Here is a 19346-nt window from a genome sequence, read left to right as displayed (position 1 = left end):
AGGTAATGCTGACGTGTTAACTCTAGAAGCAAGTAGAGGAGAGAATCCTATTTTCTACTGTTACTTTCAACTTTATTATCAAGATATGTTATCTATAGCTACCCATATAACTAGAGATAGTTATTTAGCGGAAGATGTTGTACAGGAATCATTTATTAAAGCGTATTACCATCAACATAATATTGAAGATAAATCAAAGTGGAAAGCTTGGTTAAAAACAATTGTTAAGCGGACTGCTATTGATGTGTTACGTAAACAACAACGTATGCAGACGATACCTGCTGATGATTGGCTTCAAAATCATATCATAATTGAAAATAGATGCTGTTCTTATGTAGAAGAAGCAATGGAAAAGAACATTAAATACCAACAAATTACTAATGCAATTGAATCATTAAATCCCAGTTTGCGGGATGTGCTTTATTTGAAACTACATTTTGATTTAACAGATAAAGAAATTGCTCAAAAATTACTTATCTCTATATCAGCTGTTAAAACACGTTTATATCGAGCAAGAATAAAGTTGCAAAAACTTTTAAAAGACGAGTTTAATACAACATTTCAGCAATGGTTAGAGGTGTCTTGACAAGATTTAAAGGTCCTGTTAAATATTTCTGGTAGTAAAATAATTTACAATGGAAATAGTATTAACAGGAGGTGAGAGAACATGAAAAACAAAAACATGATACTTCCTATTTTAGCATCAATCGGTGTTGGGGCAGCGACATATTACAGTATGAGAAATAAAGATATGGGTAATATGATGTCAAAAATGACAAAAACTATGACCCAACAACAGTAATAGCATAATTATAATTAGAGCAGGCGAATCATACTATTCGTCTGCTTTTCTAATTCATAGCTTCTCTTCTATTGTTTTGTTATAATGAACAAAACAATAGAAAAGGGAGTGGAGTTCAAATGGGTAACCAATTTATCGGTTATGTTGGAACATACACAAAGCAAGAAAGTGAAGGGGTGTATAAATTTGTACTAGATATTGATCAAGCTTCTATTGTAAATGTATCTCCTGCTGCGGAGCTTGATAACCCTACATATCTCACCGTATCAAATGATAATAAATATCTCTACGCGGTGTCGAAGGACGGAGAAAAAGGTGGAGTAACTTCATTCGCGATTGACAGAGAAACAGGGAATTTAACAAAATTAAACAGTCGATCTACGGCTGGTTCACCTCCATGTCATGTCAGTATAAAAAGTGATAACTCTAATGTTGTTACAGCTAATTATCATACAAAAAAAGTTGAATCTTACCTGACTAATCCAGATGGTTCTTTACAAACGCTTACAGATGTTGTCGAGCATGATGGTTCAGGACCACATGAACGTCAAGAAAAACCACATATGCATTATGCTGGTTTTACTCCAGATGAAAAATTCGTCATTGCAATTGATTTAGGTAGTGATAATATCATTACTTATAAAGCTGAAGAAGGCAAGTTAACAAAAGTACATACATTCCAGACAAAGCCTGGTAGTGGTCCACGACATATTGCTTTTCATCCTAGTGCAAATATTGCTTATGTTATGACTGAGCTAAGCTCTGAAGTAATTGTATTATCGTACAATAGATCAGATGGGTCGTTTACAGAAAAACAAACGATCAAAGCAATACCTTCTGATTATGACGAAACGAATGATGGAAGCGCGATACACATTTCAAAAGACGGAAAATTTGTTTATGTAGCTAATAGAGGGCATAATAGTATTGCTGTCTTTGCTATTAATGATGAGAGTGGTGAGCTTACTTTAATAGAGTGGGTGTCGACAGAAGGAGATTGGCCAAGAGATTTTGTACTTGATCCAACAGGGAAATTCTTAGTTGCATCAAATCAAAAATCAGGCACATTAACGCTTTATCAAAGAGATGAACAAACAGGCAGGTTAACCGCACTTCAAACAGATGTAGTAGCCCCGGAAGCGGTTTGTGTGAAATTCTTGAATTATTAATATATGAGCTTGAGACAAAACAATGTTTCTCAATAGAAAATACGAACATTTATTTTAATGAAGAATAAAAAACACCGCTGTGGAAATATACTCTCTTTCCACAGGCACGGCTTCGGGGGCCACAAGACGTGGGTCAGTTAGATGTTGTCACAGGACGTGACGGTTTTAGTCTAACGTCGATTCCTTTAAGGAGTGGATCCTTTGGATGCGCGCTGTTCCTGTAGGACAAGGAATACTTCGACAGCAATGCATCGCACGAATAAAATTGCACTTCATTTTCGAGGAGTATCGTATGTTTCCACAGCTAATTTGCTTGCTTAAGATAAAAAACGAACTATAATCCACTATATTAGGGTTATAGTTCGTTTTCTATTGTATAAGATTTGGTTATGTCCCATCCTCACTTTAATGAACGGTATGCTTCATTTCGAAGGCATCAATTTTACTTGAATGGGTTAGGGTAACTGAGATCTCATCCCAACCATTCAATAACATTTCTCTTGGGTATTCTGCTAAGTCAAAATTTGCTTCAAAACCAGTTGAATCAAACACTTTTTTCTTCTCTAAATCAACAGTCAAGTAATAATTGTCTTCTTTCGCATTGAGAATCAATTGTTGTACTTCTGAATTCGTTAATTTAACCGGCAATATTCCGTTTTTAGTACAGTTATTATAAAAAATATCAGCAAAACTAGGGGCGATAATAACCTTGAATCCAAAATCTTGTAATGCCCATGGTGCATGTTCCCTAGAAGAGCCACACCCAAAGTTATCACCAGCTACTAAAATAGATGCATCGGAATATTTAGGGTCATTTAACGAAAAATCAGATTTTCGCTGATTTTTTTCATCAAATCTCCAATTATAAAAAAGAAACTGACCGAATCCTTGTCTGGAGATCCGTTTTAAAAATTGTTTTGGGATGATTTGATCTGTATCTATATTTGCACGGTTAAGTGGGTAGACTAAACCATTGTGTCTTCTTAATGGCTCCATTTGAAAAATCCTCCTTTGGTTCAATGTTAATCAGTAGGGATTGGTAACTGCCTTACATCGACAAATTTCCCTTCGATTGCTGCAGCTGCAGCCATTTCAGGACTTACTAAATGTGTTCGAGCACCAGCACCTTGTCTCCCTTCAAAGTTTCGGTTCGATGTAGAAGCACAACGTTCACCTGGTGGAACAATATCTCCATTCATAGCTAGACACATGCTACAACCAGCCCCTCTCCATTCAAAGCCAGCTTTTTTAAAGATAATATCTAACCCCTGTTTTTCTGCCTCGGTTTTAACTGATTGTGATCCAGGAACAACAATTGCTCTAACTTCCGAATGGACTGTTCGTCCTTTAATAATACTAGCAGCACGTTCAAGGTCAACTAAACGTGAATTGGTGCATGATCCGATAAAAACATGCTCAATAGGAACAGACGATATTGGTTGGTCAGCTTCTAGCCCCATATAAGCTAAAGCGTGATTAATCTCGTTACGATCACTTTCTGTATTAGCGTCATTAGGGTTGGGTATGCTACCACTAATAGGAATACACATACTAGGATTAGTTCCCCATGTTACTTGTGGTTCGATTTCATCAGCATTAATTTCTACTGTTGCATCATAGACTGCACCTTCATCTGTAGCTAAATCTAACCATTCACTTGCAACCTGATCAAACTCCACTTCTTTTGGAGCATATTTCCTACCTCTTAAAAATTCAACCGTTTTTTCATCAGGGCTAACTAGCCCCGCTCTAGCTCCAGCCTCTATCGACATATTACATATCGTCATTCGACCTTCCATGGATAGATCTCTTATTGCCTCCCCAGTGTATTCAATAACATAACCGGTTCCAAATGTAACTCCAAATTTACCAATAATAGCGAGAATAAGATCTTTTGCCGTTACACCAGTACCTAGCTTGCCATCTACTTTAACATTTAACGTTTTTGGTTTTGATTGCCATATCGTCTGAGTTGCCAAAACATGCTCGACTTCACTTGTGCCAATACCAAATGCCAATGCACCAAATGCTCCGTGGGTTGAGGTGTGGCTGTCACCACAAACGATCGTTTTTCCTGGTTGCGTAAGCCCTAGCTCTGGTCCAATGACATGAACAATTCCTTGATGCTTATGATGAATGCCTGCTAGTGGAACTCCAAATTCATTACAGTTTTTCTGTAATTGATCCATTTGCCTTTTAGATATCTCATCTTTAATTACGTTACGATGGATGGTAGGAACGTTGTGATCCATCGTAGCAAATGTAAGATGAGGCTTACGAACATTACGCTTCTTCATTCGAAGGCCTTCAAACGCTTGGGGAGAAGTTACTTCATGGACTAAATGAAGATCGATATATAAGAGGTCTGGTCTACCTTCTTCATGATGAACGACATGTTTATCCCAAATCTTCTCTATGACCGTTTTAGGTTTATCCATGATTGTTTCACTCCTTTATCACCTAAGTTTAAATATATTTTTTAATTATTTCTGTTAATTCCTTTGTACTTACTCTCTTACCATTGTCCTTAATCTTTAAATCAGCGGTATGATAACCTGCGGCAATGGTTTTATCTATCGCTTGCTCTATCGCATCAGCTTCACTTTCCATATCGAATGAATAGCGCAGTAGAAGGGCGGCAGACAAGATCGCTGCGATTGGATTAGCAATTCCTTTTCCCGCAATATCAGGTGCCGATCCATGAGCGGGCTCATATAAGCCAACTCCATTCTCTGCAAGACTCGCAGATGGTAGCATACCTAACGAACCAGTTAATACAGATGCTTCATCACTTAAAATGTCTCCAAACATATTCTCGGTAATAATGACATCAAAGTCTTTCGGGCTAGTTATTAATTTCATAGCAGCAGCATCTACTAATTCATGATGAACGTCTACGTCTGGATATTCTAGCTTCTTTTCTTCAACAATCTCACGCCATAACTTACTTGACTCAAGAACATTTGCTTTATCCACTGAAGTTAATTTTTTTCTGCGAATTTGAGCGCTTTGGAACCCTTTATCGATAATACGTTCTATTTCATATCGTTGATAATACAGTGTATCTACGACAGCATTTCCGTTTTCGATTCGCTCACTTGGTGTTCCAAAATATAAGCCACCTGTCAGTTCTCGAACAATTAATAAATCACTATCCTTTATAATATCTTCTTTTAGAGGTGATGCACTTAGTAGAGCGGAAAATCCTTTAACTGGACGTAAGTTTGCGTATAAATCAAGTGTTTTTCGAATACCTAATAATCCTTTTTCAGGGCGCAGATGAGAAGGGTTTTGATCCCATTTTGGACCACCAACAGCACCTAATAGTACTGCGTCAGCATCTTTGCAAGCTGAAATTGTTTGATCAGGTAGGGGAGTGCCATGTAAGTCAATTGCACTTCCGCCAATCGTTTGTTTTTCAAAAGTAAAAGTATGATTAAATTTATTTGATAAATGAATGAGTACATCGTGGGTAGCATCGATTATTTCAGGTCCGATTCCATCCCCAGGAAGTAAAACAATATGCTTTGACATTTATAAGGACACATCCAATCTAAGCGTTAGTACTTATAACAGTTGATTCAAAATTTTTAGTAATAAATATTCGATTAATTGCGTTTAAATAAGCATTAGCGGCAGCTTCTAAAATATCTTGTGCAGTGCCACGTCCACTAACAGGTATTTGATTTACATTCATATTCACGTGTACCTCAGCTAATGCATCTTTTCCTTTACCAATAGAGCTCAGATTAAAGTCAGTTAATTGAATTTCCTCTATTATAAGTGATTCAATTGTATTGTATAGCGCTTCTACACTACCTTGGCCAGTTTTAGCGGTTTTAATTTCTTTTCCATCAGGTGTGAGAAGGAACACAGTAGCTTTTGGTAAATTATTTGAATCGTATTGTACTTGGAACGATATAAGTTTATATCGCTTTATGTTTTGAATGTCTGTTTGAATATCTGTTAAAATAACAAATAGATCATCATCTGTAACTTCTTTTTTACGGTCTGTTAACTGTTTAAATGCTTGAAATGCTTCTGGTAGTTTATCTTCATTCAGCTTAAAACCTAATTGTTCAATTTTATCTTTAAAAGCGTGTCGTCCAGAATGTTTACCTAAAACTAAGTTATTAGAATAAATTCCAACTAGTTCAGGTGTTATGATTTCATATGTTTCTGCGTGCTTTAATACGCCATCTTGATGAATACCTGCTTCATGTGCAAATGCGTTTCTACCAACGATTGCTTTGTTTCCAGGTACAACCATTCCAGTTAACTTACTGACTAGATCGCTTGTTCGTTTAATTTCTTTTAAAACCATGTTTGTCTCAAATGGGTAAAAATCTTCTCTTATTTTTAGTGCTACAGCAATTTCCTCTAAAGCTGCATTACCAGCACGTTCTCCAATACCGTTAATTGCACCTTCGATTTGTGTAGCGCCATTTTGTATTGCCGCAATTGAATTTGCAATCGCCATTCCTAGGTCATCATGGCAGTGGCAAGAAAGGTCTACTTTATTAATATTCGGCACATTGTTCTTCACATAACGAAACATTTCTCCATATTCTTTGGGCGTTGTATATCCGACCGTATCAGGTAGGTTTATGACAGTAGCACCTACATCAATTACTTTTTCAATGATTTCTGCTAAAAAAGGTAAATCTGAGCGAGAGGCATCCTCTGCTGACCATTCAACATCTTGACATTTTTGTTTTGCGTATTTCACCATCTCAACCGCAGTATCGATCACCTCTTCAGGTGTCTTTTTTAATTTGTATTCCATGTGAATAGGGGAGGTGGCAATGAATACATGAATTCTTGGTTTTTTTGCAGATTTAATGGCTTCCCATGCAGCGTCAATATCTTTTGCGTTTGCTCTAGCTAGAGCGGCAACTGTAACTGAATCAATCGTCTCTGCAATTTTTTGTACTGCTTGGAAATCGCCAGTGGAGGAAGCAGGGAAACCTGCCTCCATGACATCCACACCCAAACGTTCCAACTGCTTGGCAATTTCAAGTTTTTCTAATTGATTTAAGTTTACACCAGGAGATTGCTCGCCATCTCGAAGTGTCGTATCAAAAATCTTAATTTGCGTCATTCGAGCTCACTTCTTTCTTTGCATTTGCTTTTTGTTTAACAAATGGCATTAATTCACGAAGCTCTCTACCAACTTTCTCAATTAAATGGTTATTTTCCTTCGTATTTGTAGCATTGAATTGAGGACGATTTGCTTGATTCTCTAAAATCCATCCTTTAGCAAATACACCTGTTTGAATATCCGTTAGAACATCTTTCATGCGAGCCTTCGTATCTTCGTTAACCACTCTAGGTCCTGAAATAAAATCACCCCATTGAGCCGTATCAGAAATAGAGTAGCGCATGCCTTCAAGACCACCCTCATACATAAGGTCAACAATAAGCTTTAGCTCGTGTAAACATTCAAAATAAGCAACTTCTGGTTGATATCCTGCTTCTGTTAATGTTTCAAATCCTGCTTTAACAAGGCTAGTTAGTCCCCCGCATAAAACCGCTTGCTCACCAAATAAGTCTGTTTCTGTTTCTTCTTGGAAAGTAGTTTCTAGTATTCCTGCTCGACCTGCGCCAATTCCTTTTGCGTAAGCAAGAGCTATTTCTTTTGTGTTTCCAGTATAATCTTGATAAATTCCGTATAACGCAGGAACTCCGGCACCTTCTTCATACGTACGACGAACGAGATGACCAGGACCTTTAGGAGCTACAAGAAATACGTCTACATTTGATGGTGGTACAATTTGATTAAAATGAACATTAAACCCATGGGCGAATACAAGTGCATTTCCAGCTTCTAAATTTGGTTCAATACTCTCTTTATAAATAGCTGGTTGATATTCATCTGGTAAAAGCACCATGATAATTTCTGATTCTTTCGTTGCTTCCCCGACTGTTTTAACCTCTACACCATCTTCAACTGCCTTATCCCATGATTTACCTTGACGTAAACCTACAACTACATTAAAGCCACTTTCCTTTAAGTTCAATGCGTGTGCATGTCCTTGAGATCCATAACCGATAATTGCAATTTTCTTATTTCTTAATACCTCTTCTTGAATGTCATTGTGATAAAGTACTTTTGCCATTTTTTCTACATCCTCTCAAATATAATTTTTATAGTAAATGATTGATTCATTTTACTTCTTAATTTAATAAAGATAATGAATTATTTTCTTGTGCTTGCTGAGGCTGCTGTCCTCGTAAAAATGCGGTAACACCAGTTCTTACTAACTCTTTAATACCATAAGGCCGTAATAAATCAATTAAGGCTTCTACTTTATTTGATTTCCCAGTAACCTGCACAGATATCGTGTCTTTACTTACATCAATAACAGTTGCACGAAACGGTTCAATAATTCCTTGTATTTCAGATCGAAGTTGACTGTTACTAACTATTTTTATTAATGCAAGTTCACGTGCAACAATGGCTTTATCTGTTATATCAGAAACCTTTAAAACATCAATCTGTTTGTTTAATTGTTTGGTTACTTGTTCTAATTTTTGGTTGTCTTCAATTTCAACTACAAAGGTCATCTTGGATATACCTTCCACTTCGGTACGACCAACGGAAATACTCTCAATATTAAATTGTCTTTTTTGAAGTAATCCAGTGATACGATTTAGTACACCACTTCGGTTTTGTACGGTTGCGGTTATGATTCGTTTCATGGTTTCACTCCTATCATTTCATGAATTCCTTTACCAGGTGCAATCATTGGAAAAACGTTTTCTTGTTGCAACACGCGGCAGTCAATAAGAGCAGGTCCATCGTCAGCAAGCAATGCAGGTAATTTCTCTGTTAGTTCTTGTTCAGATTCAATTTTTACACCTTTAATATCATAGGCTTCAGCTAACTTCACAAAATCTGGTTGAATACTAAAGATCGATTCAGAATAACGTTCTTCGTAAAACTGTTCTTGCCATTGTCTTACCATGCCTAGTGCGGCGTTATTCACAATGATAATTTTAACTGGTAAATCTCTTTCCTGTAAGATGGATAGCTCTTGTAAAGTCATCTGAAAACCGCCATCCCCAACAATAGCAATAACTTTATCATTTGGTGCGGCTAGTTGTGCACCAATTGCAGCTGGAAAACCGTATCCCATTGTTCCTAGTCCACCAGATGTAAGCCAACGATTTGGTTTATTAAACTTGTAGTATTGCGCAGCCCACATTTGATGCTGTCCTACGTCAGTTGCAACAATTGCATCCCCGTTCGTTGCTTTATAGACTTGTTCAATTACCCATTGGCCAATCATTCCTTCTTTCGGTTGTTTATACCATAATGGATAATTTTTTTTGTTTTGTTGCACATGTGTTAGCCAATCTTTATAATCTCCAGACAATTTAATGTGTTTCAACATTAATGTAAGAGCTTTTTTAGAATCTGAAACAACTGGTATGTGTGTTGTAATGTTTTTTCCTATTTCAGCTGGATCAATGTCAACGTGAGCGACAATAGCTGATGGCGCAAAATGGTCTAAGTTACCGGTTAGTCGATCATCAAACCTTGCTCCAACATTGATTAATAGATCACATTCATACAATGCGTTATTAGAAGCATATGTTCCGTGCATTCCTGCCATCCCTAAAAACAATTCGTGTGTGCCAGGAAAAGCACCTAAGCCAAGTAGAGTAGAGGTAACAGGGATTTGATGTTGCTCTGCAAATGCTAATAACTCATCAGTTGCCTTACCTATAATTACACCAGCTCCAGCAAGAATGATTGGCTTTTTCGCCGTTTGAACTGCTTCGCCTAATTTCTTAATTTGCATTGGATTTGGTTTCGTTGTTGGTTGATAACCAGGCAAGTGAAAATCTGTATTGTATGGATCACTACAGGGATTAGCTGCAAGATCTTTTGGAATGTCAACAACAACGGGACCTGGTCGCCCTGTAGAGGCTATATGAAATGCCTCTTTAACTATTCTAGGTAAATCACTAATTGAGCGAACTTGATAATTGTGCTTCGTAATAGGAGTTGTAATTCCCATTACATCAGCTTCTTGAAATGCATCTGTTCCAATAACGTTTTGTGCTACTTGCCCTGTGAATACAACTAGTGGAATGGAATCCATCATTGCGTCAGCAATACCGGTTACTAAATTGGTAGCTCCTGGACCTGAAGTTGCAATGACTACACCAGGTTTACCTGAGACGCGGGCATAACCTTCAGCAGCATGAATGGAACCTTGTTCATGGCGAGCTAGCACTTGATTAAAAGACTCTTTTGCTTTATACAATGCATCAAAAATAGGTAGTACTGCCCCGCCCGGATAACCAAATAAAGTGTCGACATTAGCTTCTATAAATGTTTCAACCAACAAATCCGCTCCTGTTTTTGGGGCGTGATGTGAAGTAGTTGTTTTTTTCTTTTGCATATCTTTTGTTTGTACCATTTTATCCCTCCTATGAGTATTAAATTATTTTTACTTGATACTATAAATAAAAAAGACCTTTCTCTCCTAATAAAGCCGATATATTCAGCATTACAAGGGAGAAAAGGTCTAACTTTTCACGGTACCACCCTGATTTACAGTATTCTTGCAAATACTGCCTTATGAAGCCACTTGTCTAATGGTAACCAGATAGCTTCGATTTTTAATAACGAGTGTTTACAATACACCCGGTTAAATATACTAAGTATTGACTGTTCCATTTAACTCTCCGAGACGATGTCAGAATAACTTGTATTTCCGGGCTTCCAGCAACCCCGGCTCTCTGTAAACACAAGGGATTTATTCCTTTGTTCTCATCAACAATTTATTTTATATTTAATTTTTTGTTTAAATAATCTTCAAATTGAATAAAAATTTACATGGTTTAAAAAATTCTGATTTTTAAATGTTTAATAATTAAGAATAAATTATTTATTTGGTTGTCGACAATCATACAATTAATTTAAGAGAAGGTCAACAGGTTTAGTGAAAATTTTCTGATATTTTTAAAAAATAGGCATTAACTAAAAAAACTAGGGAAAAATCTCACTGCTCAACTTAAAATACGAACGATTATTTTAACGTACTAAAACATACATCGCTGTGAAAATATCCTTCTTTTATACAAGCTTGGTAGCAATGGATCGTACGAAAAAAAGCTCTTTATCTTTGAGGAGTGTCGTATGTATCTACAGATAAACTATTGACTTTAAAAAAGCGGATTTTAATTCAATATTAGAATCAAAATCCGCCTTCTACTACTTGTTATTTAACTTATGTCCCAAGTTCTTTTTTAACCGGTATAGATATCTCCCTTTGGGTATCGTATGTTTGTTTTGTGTGGCTTTGCTAACAAAAAAGCAAAAGTCAATGGTCCTAATCTTCCAATGAACATTAGCAGAATAATTAATGTTTTTCCTATTTCAGATAAATGACCTGTTAAACCTGTTGATAGACCAACTGTCCCAAAAGCAGATACCACTTCAAATATAATAGATAGAAATGGTGCATCTTCAGTAATAGATAACAAAAAAGTAAAGAGAAATACAATAACCATACCTAAACTAAGGATAGATAAAGAACGAGTAATAACTTCTTTAGAGATACTACGGTTGAAGATTACAGGTTCTTCTTTAGAAGTTAAAAAAGAATAAGTAGCCAAAAGAACAACGATGATGGTAGTTAGTTTTACTCCACTTGCTGTAGAGCCTGTTCCACCACCAATAAACATAAGCATCATAGTGAAGAATAGAGATGCATCTTTCATAGAACCAATGTCAATAGTATTAAAACCAGCGGTTCGAGGAGCTAACCCTTGAAAATAAGCAGCTAATAATTTATTGAATGTGTTAAATGAACCAATTGTATTTGGGTTACTGTATTCCAGTAAAAATAAAACGAGAATAGAGATTACATTGATTGTCACCGTACCTGACAACATCAACTTTGTGTGTAAAGATAGAGATCGCCAGCGCTTGTTTATTTTTAAATCAGCAATAACTGTAAATCCTAATCCTCCAAGAATAAATAGTGCTGTAATAATAATATTTATTATTGGAGCGTGAGCATGATTGATAAGGTTGTTTGTCCAAGTAGAAAAACCAGCATTATTAAATGCTGAAATAGTATGAAACATACTGTGAAACAAGCCATCTCCCCAACCGTACTCAGGAATCCAAACTAAAGATAGGATGAAAAAAGCAATCATTTCTACCATAAATACAAACAACATTAATAATTTTATCAGACGAATAATTCCACCTGGGTGATCCTGATTAAAACTTACCGATAAAAACAATCGTTGTTTGAGTGTTATCTTTCGACCAATTATTAATAAAGTAAAAAAAGCAAATGTCATCAACCCAATTCCACCAATTTGGATCATAATCATAATAAATGTTTGCCCAACTCGAGTAAAAGATGTCGCAGTATCTACAACAATTAGCCCAGTGACTGTAGTAGCTGATGTAGCAGTAAATAAGGCATCCATCCAACTTAGTGGTGATGTTGTCGACATCGGTAACTTTAACAGGATAGTACCGATCATTATTATTGCTATAAAGCTAATTGCTAATATTCGAGGTGGCGAGATGGTAAAAAATGCGTTTTTTATTTTGTCCATAGTAAACTTCCTAATTTTATATTTTTATCTAATATTATAAAACAATGAATCAATTATGCAATTGTTTTCAAACAAGACACTTTTTAGTTCGTGTTTTTCGATTATAAAAGTAGTGAAAGTTGATAGGAGCCGTTCCTTTTCAGCAAATCAATTACTATAAATATTGTAGTGTATTAATGTGTAATCAAAATAAAAAGGAGGGAGTTTATGAATAAAGGTACTGTCATTCGAACGGTTATGCTTATATTAGCTTTGACTAACCAAATGCTAGTTTTGTTTGGTAAATCACCACTTCCTTTTTCAGAAGAACTAATAGAACAAATGGTAACAACAATTTTCACTCTTGTATCATCTATTTATGCTTGGTATGGGAATAACTACGTCAGTAAAAAGGGAAAAAAACAATTAGATGTTCTAAGAAAAAATGGTTTGACAAAATAATGTTATGTTTTTATTTTTAAAAATAAAGAAAAGGAGTGACTATTATAATAATCATTGATCCTGGACATGGCGGAAGAGATAAAGGCGGTGGTTCTAATTCATCATGGTTAGAAAAAAATTTTGTGTTAAAGCTATCGCTCTATCAATATACTCGATTGCAGGAGTTAGGTATCCCCGTGGAAATGACACGATACACTGACAAGTATCTTCATAGCGATGAGCGAGTAAAACGCGTTTTGTTTAGTCATGCAACGTACTGTATTTCTAACCATATTAATTCAGGTGGTGGAGTCGGTGCAGAGTTAATTCATTCTATTTATACGGACGGAAGTCATGCGAATATCTTAGCTGAAAAAATAGAACAAACAAATCAAAAAGTTAGAAGGGTATTTACTCGTACACTTTCTTACAATGATCAAAAAGACTATTACTATATGCATAGAGAGACAGGTCGGGTAGAAACAATTATTATTGAATATGGATTTGCGGATTCCATACAAGATCAAAGAAAATTGACTAAAGACTGGAAAGCGCTAGCAGAAGCAGTTGTTGAAGGAATTTGTTTATTAACTGACACACCTTATGATAACTGGACAAACAGAGTAGGCACAGAAGATAAAGCAAATGCTTGGTATATTGGTAAACGTGTAGAAAGTATTGTAGATAATTTACGTTACTATTACCAACCTGACTGGAGTGATCGTTTCTTGGTTAATACAATAGACAAAGGGATCGGTTTTCCAGAAATCATAGATAAATTAACAGTTGAAAATGGAGAACAATATCAAGTGAAAAATTCAAACGGAGATGTTTATTATATTACGGCTAATGAGAAATATGTGAAAGTAAAATAACCACCATAAAATGAAGAGGTTAGCTTAGGTTGTTAATCCGTATTTATGAAATGCTTTAACTTCTTAAATGATTCTACAAAAGCATCAGGATTTTCAATAGTTTGGAAAGTTGTTACTCCTTTATTTGTATGAAGGTAAAGAAAGTAATTTATATTTACTTTTCGATAAGTAATATCATACACGTTATGAATAGAAAATTGTTGACTGGCACTTTGTATGCAATGGTTATGCAAGGTAAGTGTATACTCATCTTGCATGATACATTGTTGATTTTTCTCAATTTTTCTTTCGACAACTATATAAGTTTGTGTAGCTAACTTTGACAAGTATCTCATCCTCTTCTAGTATTGATGATATAAGTATGACAAAAAGAAATCATGAAATCAAAAATAGTGATTTGGAGTGTTTATATGATAAAAGCATTTGTCCATGAAAAAGAAAGAATCCTACTCAAGGAAATATCAGAATCTGCTATTAAAGATAACGAGGTAAAGGTAGCAATTAAAGTAGCTGGGTTAAATCATCGTGACTTACATATTCCAAAACGAAGGGGAAATGTTTCCACACCATTAGTATTAGGTTCGGATGGGGCTGGAGTGATTGAGATGGTAGGGAGAGATGTAACAGGCTTTTCTGTAGGAGATGAAGTAATTATTAATCCTGGTTTAGGATGGTTGAATCAATCAGATGCACCACCAGAGTCATTTGAAGTTGTTGGTATGCCAAACGATGGAACATTTGCTGAAAAATATATTGTTGATCAAAACTATGTTGAGAAAAAACCAAGTTATTTAACGTGGAAAGAGGCTGGTGTTTTAGCATTATCTGCATTAACCGGATACCGGGCATTATTTACTAAAGGAAAGGTTTCGGCTAATACTACTGTATTTTTACCAGGTGCAGGAAGTGGTGTTATTACGTACATTATTCAATTTGCAAAAGCAATTGGAGCAAGAGTTATCGTTACTTCTCGATCTGCCGAAAAAAGAGCACATGCTATCTCATTAGGAGCAGATTTAGCTATTGATACAGAAGCAGATTGGAACGAAGAACTGAAAGATGAAACCATTGATTTAGTGATTGAAAGTATAGGAAGGGCAACATTTAATCGATCTTTATCCGTACTTAGGCGTGGTGGAAAAATGGTTACGTTCGGTGCTACAACGGAAGATGAAGTATCCATCGATATTCGACAATTTTTCTATGGGCAATACCAATTATTAGGTTCAACAATGGGGAGTAGAGAAGAATTGCGTAATTTATTACAATTTATTGAGAAGTATCAGATTCATCCTGTAGTAGACAGTGTTTTCGCATTAGATGATACAGCATATGCCTTTCAATATCTACAAAAAGCACAACAATTTGGTAAGGTAGCAATACAAGTTGCAAAGGATGACTAGAAGTAATTAGAACTTCTAGTCATCCTTTTGGTTTAAAGAATATTGCTCCGATCATTCCAAAAATAATTGCGGCTGTAATTCCAGAGCTAGTTACTTCAAACATGCCGGTTACCACACCTATTAATCCATGCTTTTCCGCTTCTTGTAAAGCTCCATGAACTAAAGAGTTACCAAAACTAGTTATAGGAACAGTGGCGCCAGCCCCAGCAAAATCGATTAAAGGTTCATATAAGCCAAATCCATTTAAGATTGCACCTGCTACGACTAGTATACTTAATGTATGACCAGGTGTTAATTTAAAGATATCAAACATGAGTTGGCCAATAACACAAATCACTCCACCAACTAAAAAGGACCATAAAAACACCATTTTTAACTACCTCCATTCTCTATTGAAACAGCATGTGCAATACAAGGAATAGATTGTTTTTGTTGTACGGTTAAAGGAGATAATAGAGCGCCTGTTGCTACAACTAAAATTTTATTTAACTTTTTTTCATTTAACTGATTGATCAAATGTCCATAAGTAACCACAGCAGAGCAACCTGATCCGCTTGCACCTGCAAAAACTTCTTGATCTTTTTTATATATCATTAATCCGCAATCTAAAAAAGAATCAGCATTTAAAAGTAAGTTTTTTTGTTTGGCTAACTCTAGCGCAATTGATCTACCGATTTCGGCTAAATCACCAGTGATGATACAATCATAATACGAAGCATCAACTCCTCGATCCATTAGGTGAGTAGCTATTGTATCAATTGCAGCTGGAGCCATTGCTTCTCCCATGTTAAAGGGGTCTGTCATTCCCATATCAACGACTTTCCCGATTGTTGCACTTGTTACTTTTGGCCCGTTTCCCTTATTTGCTAGTAAACATACGCCAGCTCCGGTTACCGTCCATTGTGCTGTAGGCGGCTTTTGTCCACCATATTCTGTAGGATATCTAAATTGCTTTTCAACTGCTGCATTATGACTACTTGAACCAGTTATAATGTAATTTGCGCTTTTTGAATTAATTAAGTTTGCTGCAAGTGCAAGTGATTCCATGGATGTTGCACAGGCACTAAATGTACCGATATATGGGATTTGAAATGATCTTGCAGTAAAACTTGTGGGAGTAATTTGATTGATTAAATCACCAGCAATTAAGTATTGAACTGCTTCTTTTGTTATATTACTTTTTTTAAGAGCGTGATTACATGCTGATTCAAAAAGAAGTTGATGTGCTTGTTCAAAAGAGTCTTGTTCTAGCCAAAAATCATTGTACAATTGATCAAATGTTGTTGATAATTTACTTTTTGCTTCAAATGGACCACCTACAGTCCCGGTTGATATAATCGTTGGGTTATTTTCAAATTTCCATGTTTGTTTACCAAGTAACATTACATAATACCCCATTCTAATAAAAGTGTTTTTATTAATGCCACAACGAATGCAGAAAACACACCAAATAAGATTACAGACCCAGCTAATTTAAACATATTCCCGCCAACACCTTGAACAAATCCCTCTGATCGATGTTCAATAGCGGCAGAAATAACTGCATTACCAAACCCTGTAACAGGAACGGCAGTACCTGCTCCAGCATATTGTGCTATGTGGTCATAGACACCAAAACCTGTTAATAACATCGTGATGAAAATTAGCGTTGCGGTAGTAGGGTTACCAACTGTTTGCTCAGTGAAATCAAAAAAATACATGTAAAAAGTAGAAATGCCTTGGCCGATTGTGCATATTAAACCACCAAAGAAAAAAGCGTTAATACAATTCTTTAAAATAGGGCGTTTACGTTCTTTTTGTTGAGCTAATTTTTGATATGTTTTTTTTGTAGTGGAAGGTGATTTGTCCATATATGTAATCCTTCTTTCTAAGCGTTATCTTTTAACAATTTTTTAATGTGATTAAATTTCTCTTTTAAGTTATCAGAGGATTGATGTATTTTATTAATTTCAATAAAAATTTTTTGATCTGAAGAGACGGTAATTTTCTTAAACTGAAATTGTTTTTTTAATTTTTTCTTTACCTTTTTCTCAATCGATTGTTCATTTATTTGTTGAAAAGTAGTAGCTTTTATCGCAACAATTAATTCTTGGTTATATACAACTGCTGTAACATCTGAGATCGAACTAAACTGTTCACGTATATAAGTTGTTATATCAGATTGATGATTTTGTTTATATTGCATTTGTTCAATGTTTTCTGTGTTATTCGTCAAAGGTTTTTGTTGATTGCAAGCAACAAAACTAAAGAACAAAAGTAAGATAGGAAGTAAGATATAGCGTTTTTTTTTCATGTCATCACCTATACGTAGAAATTCCTTTTCATTCAACAAAAGAAGAAAGGTTGTGATTAGTTTGGTTCAATCTATTGTAATTATGCAAGGAATATCACAAATCGAACAGAATTGACTTAATTGGACAAATTATTATTTATTTACATTATTGTGAAACTTTTTTTAATGGTAATACGTCATATATGTTAGATAGAAGTAATTTGAAAAAAGGGGGGGTGTTTGGTGATAAAGCGATTCGCAATCATGTCTGTCATCGTTATTTTATTAGGGCTAGGAACGATTGTATGGTTTAGGACTAGTTCAACAAAGACACTAGCTGAACCAGTTGTTATTCATAAACAGGAAGGTAATTTTATTTTACATATGAGAATGGAAAATAATACGGAAGGTTTTAGGGTTTTACATTCATTAGAATATGTAGGGGAAAAACCGATTACAATTACACACCGAACACCATTAACTTATCTTTCTTTTGGAGCAAGGAAAAGTAACTTTACAGGAAGCCCCATTAGCAAAACAATTCAACCTGGAGATATTTATCGAACAACTCCGACAAGAAAAGTATTTAAACCTTTAGAAAATGGATCAAATACTTTATATATTCATTGCCAGTTTATTGCCGATGAAGAAGTTATTAATATTAAAATAGAAAAAAATGTAAATATACAATGATATGAAGTGCTCATAGTCAAATAGCCAACAAAGATAACAAAATTAATTTACATGGCTTTAGCTCTAAATTCGATAGGACTAAGGCCGTTTAGTTGTTTTGATATTTACCATCATTATAGAAATGTGGTTGTACAACTTAAAATGCTCCCCTTAAGGGGAGCATTTTAATCTATCTTTTTCATTTAGCTGTGTAAATATATGATACTCTTCCAAAATAAGAAGCTATGTTCTTCGTATGCCTTTTCAGTTTAGAAATAATCTGTTGTCCGCTTCTTTTAGTTATTTATAATTGAAAGCTCAACTTGCTTCGTTTGTTGTTCAGAATTTGTCCAATGAAGTAATTCCTCTTCTGATGGTTGCTCGATTGAAGGAATCGTTGCCAGTATGGTTGTATCATCTACCCAATCAACAGCTAAAACAGGCCAATCAAATTGATCTAGAGTTATGTTAATATTTTCTTCTTTGTTAGTCAGATTTTTATTTCCCCAATTTTTTAAATCTAATATCATAAGTTTATTTTTTTTCCATGGTTTATCTTTCACGCTACGCTCAAAGTTAAAAACTAGCTTATCGTTATCTAGCGATTGAGCAACTTGGATAAAATTTGCACGATCTGTTAATAAAAAAGAGTGTCCTTCTCCTGTAGGATCTAACAGGAGATAAGAATATAGTTGATTAGATTTAGCAAAACCAAGCAAATATATTGACTCAGGTGATTGTATATCAAGTTTATTAATCTCCATTTCGTTAATTGCTTGCTTACGATTATCGATTTGTGATAAGTAATTTTTCAAAATAGGAACTTTATTTAAGTTGATTGTCAGTTGTTCTTCTTCTAACATGAATTCGATCATCATTTGTGACTCTTCTGGATCTTTTTCATCAGTCTCTTCAACTAATGTGGCACTTTCTTGTGCTGGAGTAGTCATTTCTTCTTTAACAATGATTGGTTTATCCTCAGAGGAACATCCAGTGATAAGTAGTATTAAACTTATAAATATAAAAGAATACATTATATTTTTCATTTTGATTTTCCAACTCCTAAAGGAATAATAAACAAGATATATGGTTTTTATTTCTTGAATAAAGGGTATGATAATAATAATAATTAATTACTGT

Annotated in this window: 21 protein-coding genes; 7 read left to right on the top strand and 14 right to left on the bottom strand. The window is 35.1% G+C overall.

The window, feature by feature from the left end; all coding sequences use genetic code 11:
- Positions 1–13 precede the first annotated feature (13 nt).
- The 3 genes from ACH6CY_RS11835 (at position 14) to ACH6CY_RS11825 (ending at position 1971) form a co-directional block, all read left to right on the top strand.
- A complete protein-coding gene (locus ACH6CY_RS11835) occupies positions 14–586 on the top strand; it encodes an RNA polymerase sigma factor (RefSeq protein ID WP_374067544.1) in 573 nt (190 codons plus the stop codon).
- Between the two features lie 81 nt (positions 587–667).
- Positions 668–802, top strand: coding sequence for a hypothetical protein (locus ACH6CY_RS11830; RefSeq protein ID WP_374067543.1), 135 nt, complete (start codon positions 668–670; stop codon positions 800–802).
- Between the two features lie 119 nt (positions 803–921).
- Positions 922–1971 carry a lactonase family protein gene (locus ACH6CY_RS11825; protein ID WP_374067542.1) on the top strand — a complete coding sequence of 350 codons (1050 nt, stop codon included), beginning with the start codon at positions 922–924 and terminating at the stop codon, positions 1969–1971.
- 405 nt (positions 1972–2376) lie between these two features.
- Here the strand turns inward: ACH6CY_RS11825 and leuD are convergent, their stop codons facing one another.
- From leuD to ACH6CY_RS11785, 8 genes are all read right to left on the bottom strand, one after another.
- Positions 2377–2967, bottom strand: a complete 591-nt coding sequence (gene leuD / locus ACH6CY_RS11820) for a 3-isopropylmalate dehydratase small subunit (RefSeq protein ID WP_374067541.1) — start codon at positions 2965–2967, stop codon at positions 2377–2379.
- A gap of 26 nt (positions 2968–2993) precedes the next feature.
- Entirely contained in the window at positions 2994–4409 is a 1416-nt protein-coding gene (leuC, locus tag ACH6CY_RS11815) for a 3-isopropylmalate dehydratase large subunit (protein ID WP_374067540.1), read from the bottom strand.
- Between the two features lie 28 nt (positions 4410–4437).
- Complete coding sequence (gene leuB, locus ACH6CY_RS11810) at positions 4438–5505, bottom strand: 3-isopropylmalate dehydrogenase (RefSeq protein WP_374067539.1); 1068 nt, start codon at positions 5503–5505, stop codon at positions 4438–4440.
- A 19-nt stretch (positions 5506–5524) separates the two neighbouring features.
- Entirely contained in the window at positions 5525–7072 is a 1548-nt protein-coding gene (locus ACH6CY_RS11805) for a 2-isopropylmalate synthase (RefSeq protein WP_374067538.1), read from the bottom strand.
- The gene (ilvC, locus tag ACH6CY_RS11800; RefSeq protein ID WP_374067537.1) at positions 7059–8090 is read right to left on the bottom strand and encodes a ketol-acid reductoisomerase; all 1032 of its coding nucleotides are present in this window, start codon (positions 8088–8090) and stop codon (positions 7059–7061) included. Before ilvC ends, ACH6CY_RS11805 begins: the two co-directional genes overlap by 14 nt.
- A gap of 58 nt (positions 8091–8148) precedes the next feature.
- Positions 8149–8673 carry an acetolactate synthase small subunit gene (gene ilvN, locus ACH6CY_RS11795; RefSeq protein WP_374067536.1) on the bottom strand — a complete coding sequence of 175 codons (525 nt, stop codon included), beginning with the start codon at positions 8671–8673 and terminating at the stop codon, positions 8149–8151.
- Positions 8670–10403, bottom strand: a complete 1734-nt coding sequence (gene ilvB / locus ACH6CY_RS11790) for a biosynthetic-type acetolactate synthase large subunit (RefSeq protein WP_374067535.1) — start codon at positions 10401–10403, stop codon at positions 8670–8672. The genes ilvN and ilvB overlap by 4 nt, the downstream gene beginning before the upstream one ends.
- An 832-nt stretch (positions 10404–11235) precedes the next feature.
- Positions 11236–12564 (bottom strand): TrkH family potassium uptake protein, encoded by a 1329-nt coding sequence (locus tag ACH6CY_RS11785; RefSeq protein ID WP_374067534.1) that lies wholly within the window; start codon positions 12562–12564, stop codon positions 11236–11238.
- Between the two features lie 207 nt (positions 12565–12771).
- Here ACH6CY_RS11785 and ACH6CY_RS11780 point away from each other — a divergent pair, with 207 nt between their 5' ends.
- Both ACH6CY_RS11780 and ACH6CY_RS11775 read left to right on the top strand, forming a co-directional pair.
- Positions 12772–13005, top strand: coding sequence for a phage holin (locus ACH6CY_RS11780; protein ID WP_374067533.1), 234 nt, complete (start codon positions 12772–12774; stop codon positions 13003–13005).
- A 35-nt stretch (positions 13006–13040) separates the two neighbouring features.
- Positions 13041–13859, top strand: a complete 819-nt coding sequence (locus ACH6CY_RS11775) for an N-acetylmuramoyl-L-alanine amidase (RefSeq protein WP_374067532.1) — start codon at positions 13041–13043, stop codon at positions 13857–13859.
- A 32-nt stretch (positions 13860–13891) separates the two neighbouring features.
- Here ACH6CY_RS11775 and ACH6CY_RS11770 read toward each other — a convergent pair whose 3' ends face one another.
- A complete protein-coding gene (locus ACH6CY_RS11770; RefSeq protein ID WP_374067531.1) occupies positions 13892–14185 on the bottom strand; it encodes a hypothetical protein in 294 nt (97 codons plus the stop codon).
- 84 nt (positions 14186–14269) lie between these two features.
- Here ACH6CY_RS11770 and ACH6CY_RS11765 point away from each other — a divergent pair, with 84 nt between their 5' ends.
- Positions 14270–15262 carry a zinc-binding dehydrogenase gene (locus tag ACH6CY_RS11765; RefSeq protein ID WP_374067530.1) on the top strand — a complete coding sequence of 331 codons (993 nt, stop codon included), beginning with the start codon at positions 14270–14272 and terminating at the stop codon, positions 15260–15262.
- A gap of 19 nt (positions 15263–15281) precedes the next feature.
- Here the strand turns inward: ACH6CY_RS11765 and spoVAE are convergent, their stop codons facing one another.
- The 4 genes from spoVAE to ACH6CY_RS11745 are packed head-to-tail and all read right to left on the bottom strand — an operon-like array spanning position 15282 to position 17555.
- Positions 15282–15632, bottom strand: coding sequence for a stage V sporulation protein AE (gene spoVAE / locus ACH6CY_RS11760; RefSeq protein WP_374067529.1), 351 nt, complete (start codon positions 15630–15632; stop codon positions 15282–15284).
- Positions 15633–15634: 2 nt separating this feature from the next.
- Positions 15635–16645, bottom strand: coding sequence for a stage V sporulation protein AD (spoVAD, locus tag ACH6CY_RS11755; RefSeq protein ID WP_374067528.1), 1011 nt, complete (start codon positions 16643–16645; stop codon positions 15635–15637).
- Positions 16645–17112: a stage V sporulation protein AC gene (gene spoVAC, locus ACH6CY_RS11750; protein ID WP_374067527.1), complete on the bottom strand. Its 468-nt coding sequence runs from the start codon at positions 17110–17112 to the stop codon at positions 16645–16647. Before spoVAC ends, spoVAD begins: the two co-directional genes overlap by 1 nt.
- Before the next feature lie 17 nt (positions 17113–17129).
- Positions 17130–17555 (bottom strand): YhcN/YlaJ family sporulation lipoprotein, encoded by a 426-nt coding sequence (locus ACH6CY_RS11745; protein WP_374067526.1) that lies wholly within the window; start codon positions 17553–17555, stop codon positions 17130–17132.
- Positions 17556–17777: 222 nt separating this feature from the next.
- Here ACH6CY_RS11745 and ACH6CY_RS11740 point away from each other — a divergent pair, with 222 nt between their 5' ends.
- Positions 17778–18227, top strand: a complete 450-nt coding sequence (locus tag ACH6CY_RS11740) for a hypothetical protein (protein ID WP_374067525.1) — start codon at positions 17778–17780, stop codon at positions 18225–18227.
- Positions 18228–18502: 275 nt separating this feature from the next.
- Here the strand turns inward: ACH6CY_RS11740 and ACH6CY_RS11735 are convergent, their stop codons facing one another.
- Positions 18503–19252: a hypothetical protein gene (locus ACH6CY_RS11735; protein WP_374067524.1), complete on the bottom strand. Its 750-nt coding sequence runs from the start codon at positions 19250–19252 to the stop codon at positions 18503–18505.
- Positions 19253–19346 lie beyond the last annotated feature (94 nt).

The sequence above is a fragment of the Paraliobacillus sp. JSM ZJ581 genome, assembly GCF_044383835.1.
Classification (GTDB): Bacteria; Bacillota; Bacilli; order Bacillales; family Amphibacillaceae; genus Paraliobacillus.
The sequence above is the reverse complement of the archived record's forward strand: the minus strand, read 5'-3'. Positions and strand labels throughout refer to the sequence as shown.

Bases quoted from the DNA above. Each gene is read 5' to 3' on its own strand.
- ACH6CY_RS11830 (WP_374067543.1), top strand. From the start codon at position 668: ATGAAAAACAAAAACATGATACTTCCTATTTTAGCATCAATCGGTGTT.
- ACH6CY_RS11825 (WP_374067542.1), top strand. From the start codon at position 922: ATGGGTAACCAATTTATCGGTTATGTTGGAACATACACAAAGCAAGAA.
- leuD (WP_374067541.1), bottom strand. From the start codon at position 2,967: ATGGAGCCATTAAGAAGACACAATGGTTTAGTCTACCCACTTAACCGT.
- leuC (WP_374067540.1), bottom strand. From the start codon at position 4,409: ATGGATAAACCTAAAACGGTCATAGAGAAGATTTGGGATAAACATGTC.
- leuB (WP_374067539.1), bottom strand. From the start codon at position 5,505: ATGTCAAAGCATATTGTTTTACTTCCTGGGGATGGAATCGGACCTGAA.
- ACH6CY_RS11805 (WP_374067538.1), bottom strand. From the start codon at position 7,072: ATGACGCAAATTAAGATTTTTGATACGACACTTCGAGATGGCGAGCAA.
- ilvC (WP_374067537.1), bottom strand. From the start codon at position 8,090: ATGGCAAAAGTACTTTATCACAATGACATTCAAGAAGAGGTATTAAGA.
- ilvN (WP_374067536.1), bottom strand. From the start codon at position 8,673: ATGAAACGAATCATAACCGCAACCGTACAAAACCGAAGTGGTGTACTA.
- ilvB (WP_374067535.1), bottom strand. From the start codon at position 10,403: ATGGTACAAACAAAAGATATGCAAAAGAAAAAAACAACTACTTCACAT.
- ACH6CY_RS11785 (WP_374067534.1), bottom strand. From the start codon at position 12,564: ATGGACAAAATAAAAAACGCATTTTTTACCATCTCGCCACCTCGAATA.
- ACH6CY_RS11780 (WP_374067533.1), top strand. From the start codon at position 12,772: ATGAATAAAGGTACTGTCATTCGAACGGTTATGCTTATATTAGCTTTG.
- ACH6CY_RS11765 (WP_374067530.1), top strand. From the start codon at position 14,270: ATGATAAAAGCATTTGTCCATGAAAAAGAAAGAATCCTACTCAAGGAA.
- spoVAE (WP_374067529.1), bottom strand. From the start codon at position 15,632: ATGGTGTTTTTATGGTCCTTTTTAGTTGGTGGAGTGATTTGTGTTATT.
- spoVAD (WP_374067528.1), bottom strand. From the start codon at position 16,645: ATGTTACTTGGTAAACAAACATGGAAATTTGAAAATAACCCAACGATT.
- spoVAC (WP_374067527.1), bottom strand. From the start codon at position 17,112: ATGGACAAATCACCTTCCACTACAAAAAAAACATATCAAAAATTAGCT.
- ACH6CY_RS11745 (WP_374067526.1), bottom strand. From the start codon at position 17,555: ATGAAAAAAAAACGCTATATCTTACTTCCTATCTTACTTTTGTTCTTT.
- ACH6CY_RS11735 (WP_374067524.1), bottom strand. From the start codon at position 19,252: ATGAAAAATATAATGTATTCTTTTATATTTATAAGTTTAATACTACTT.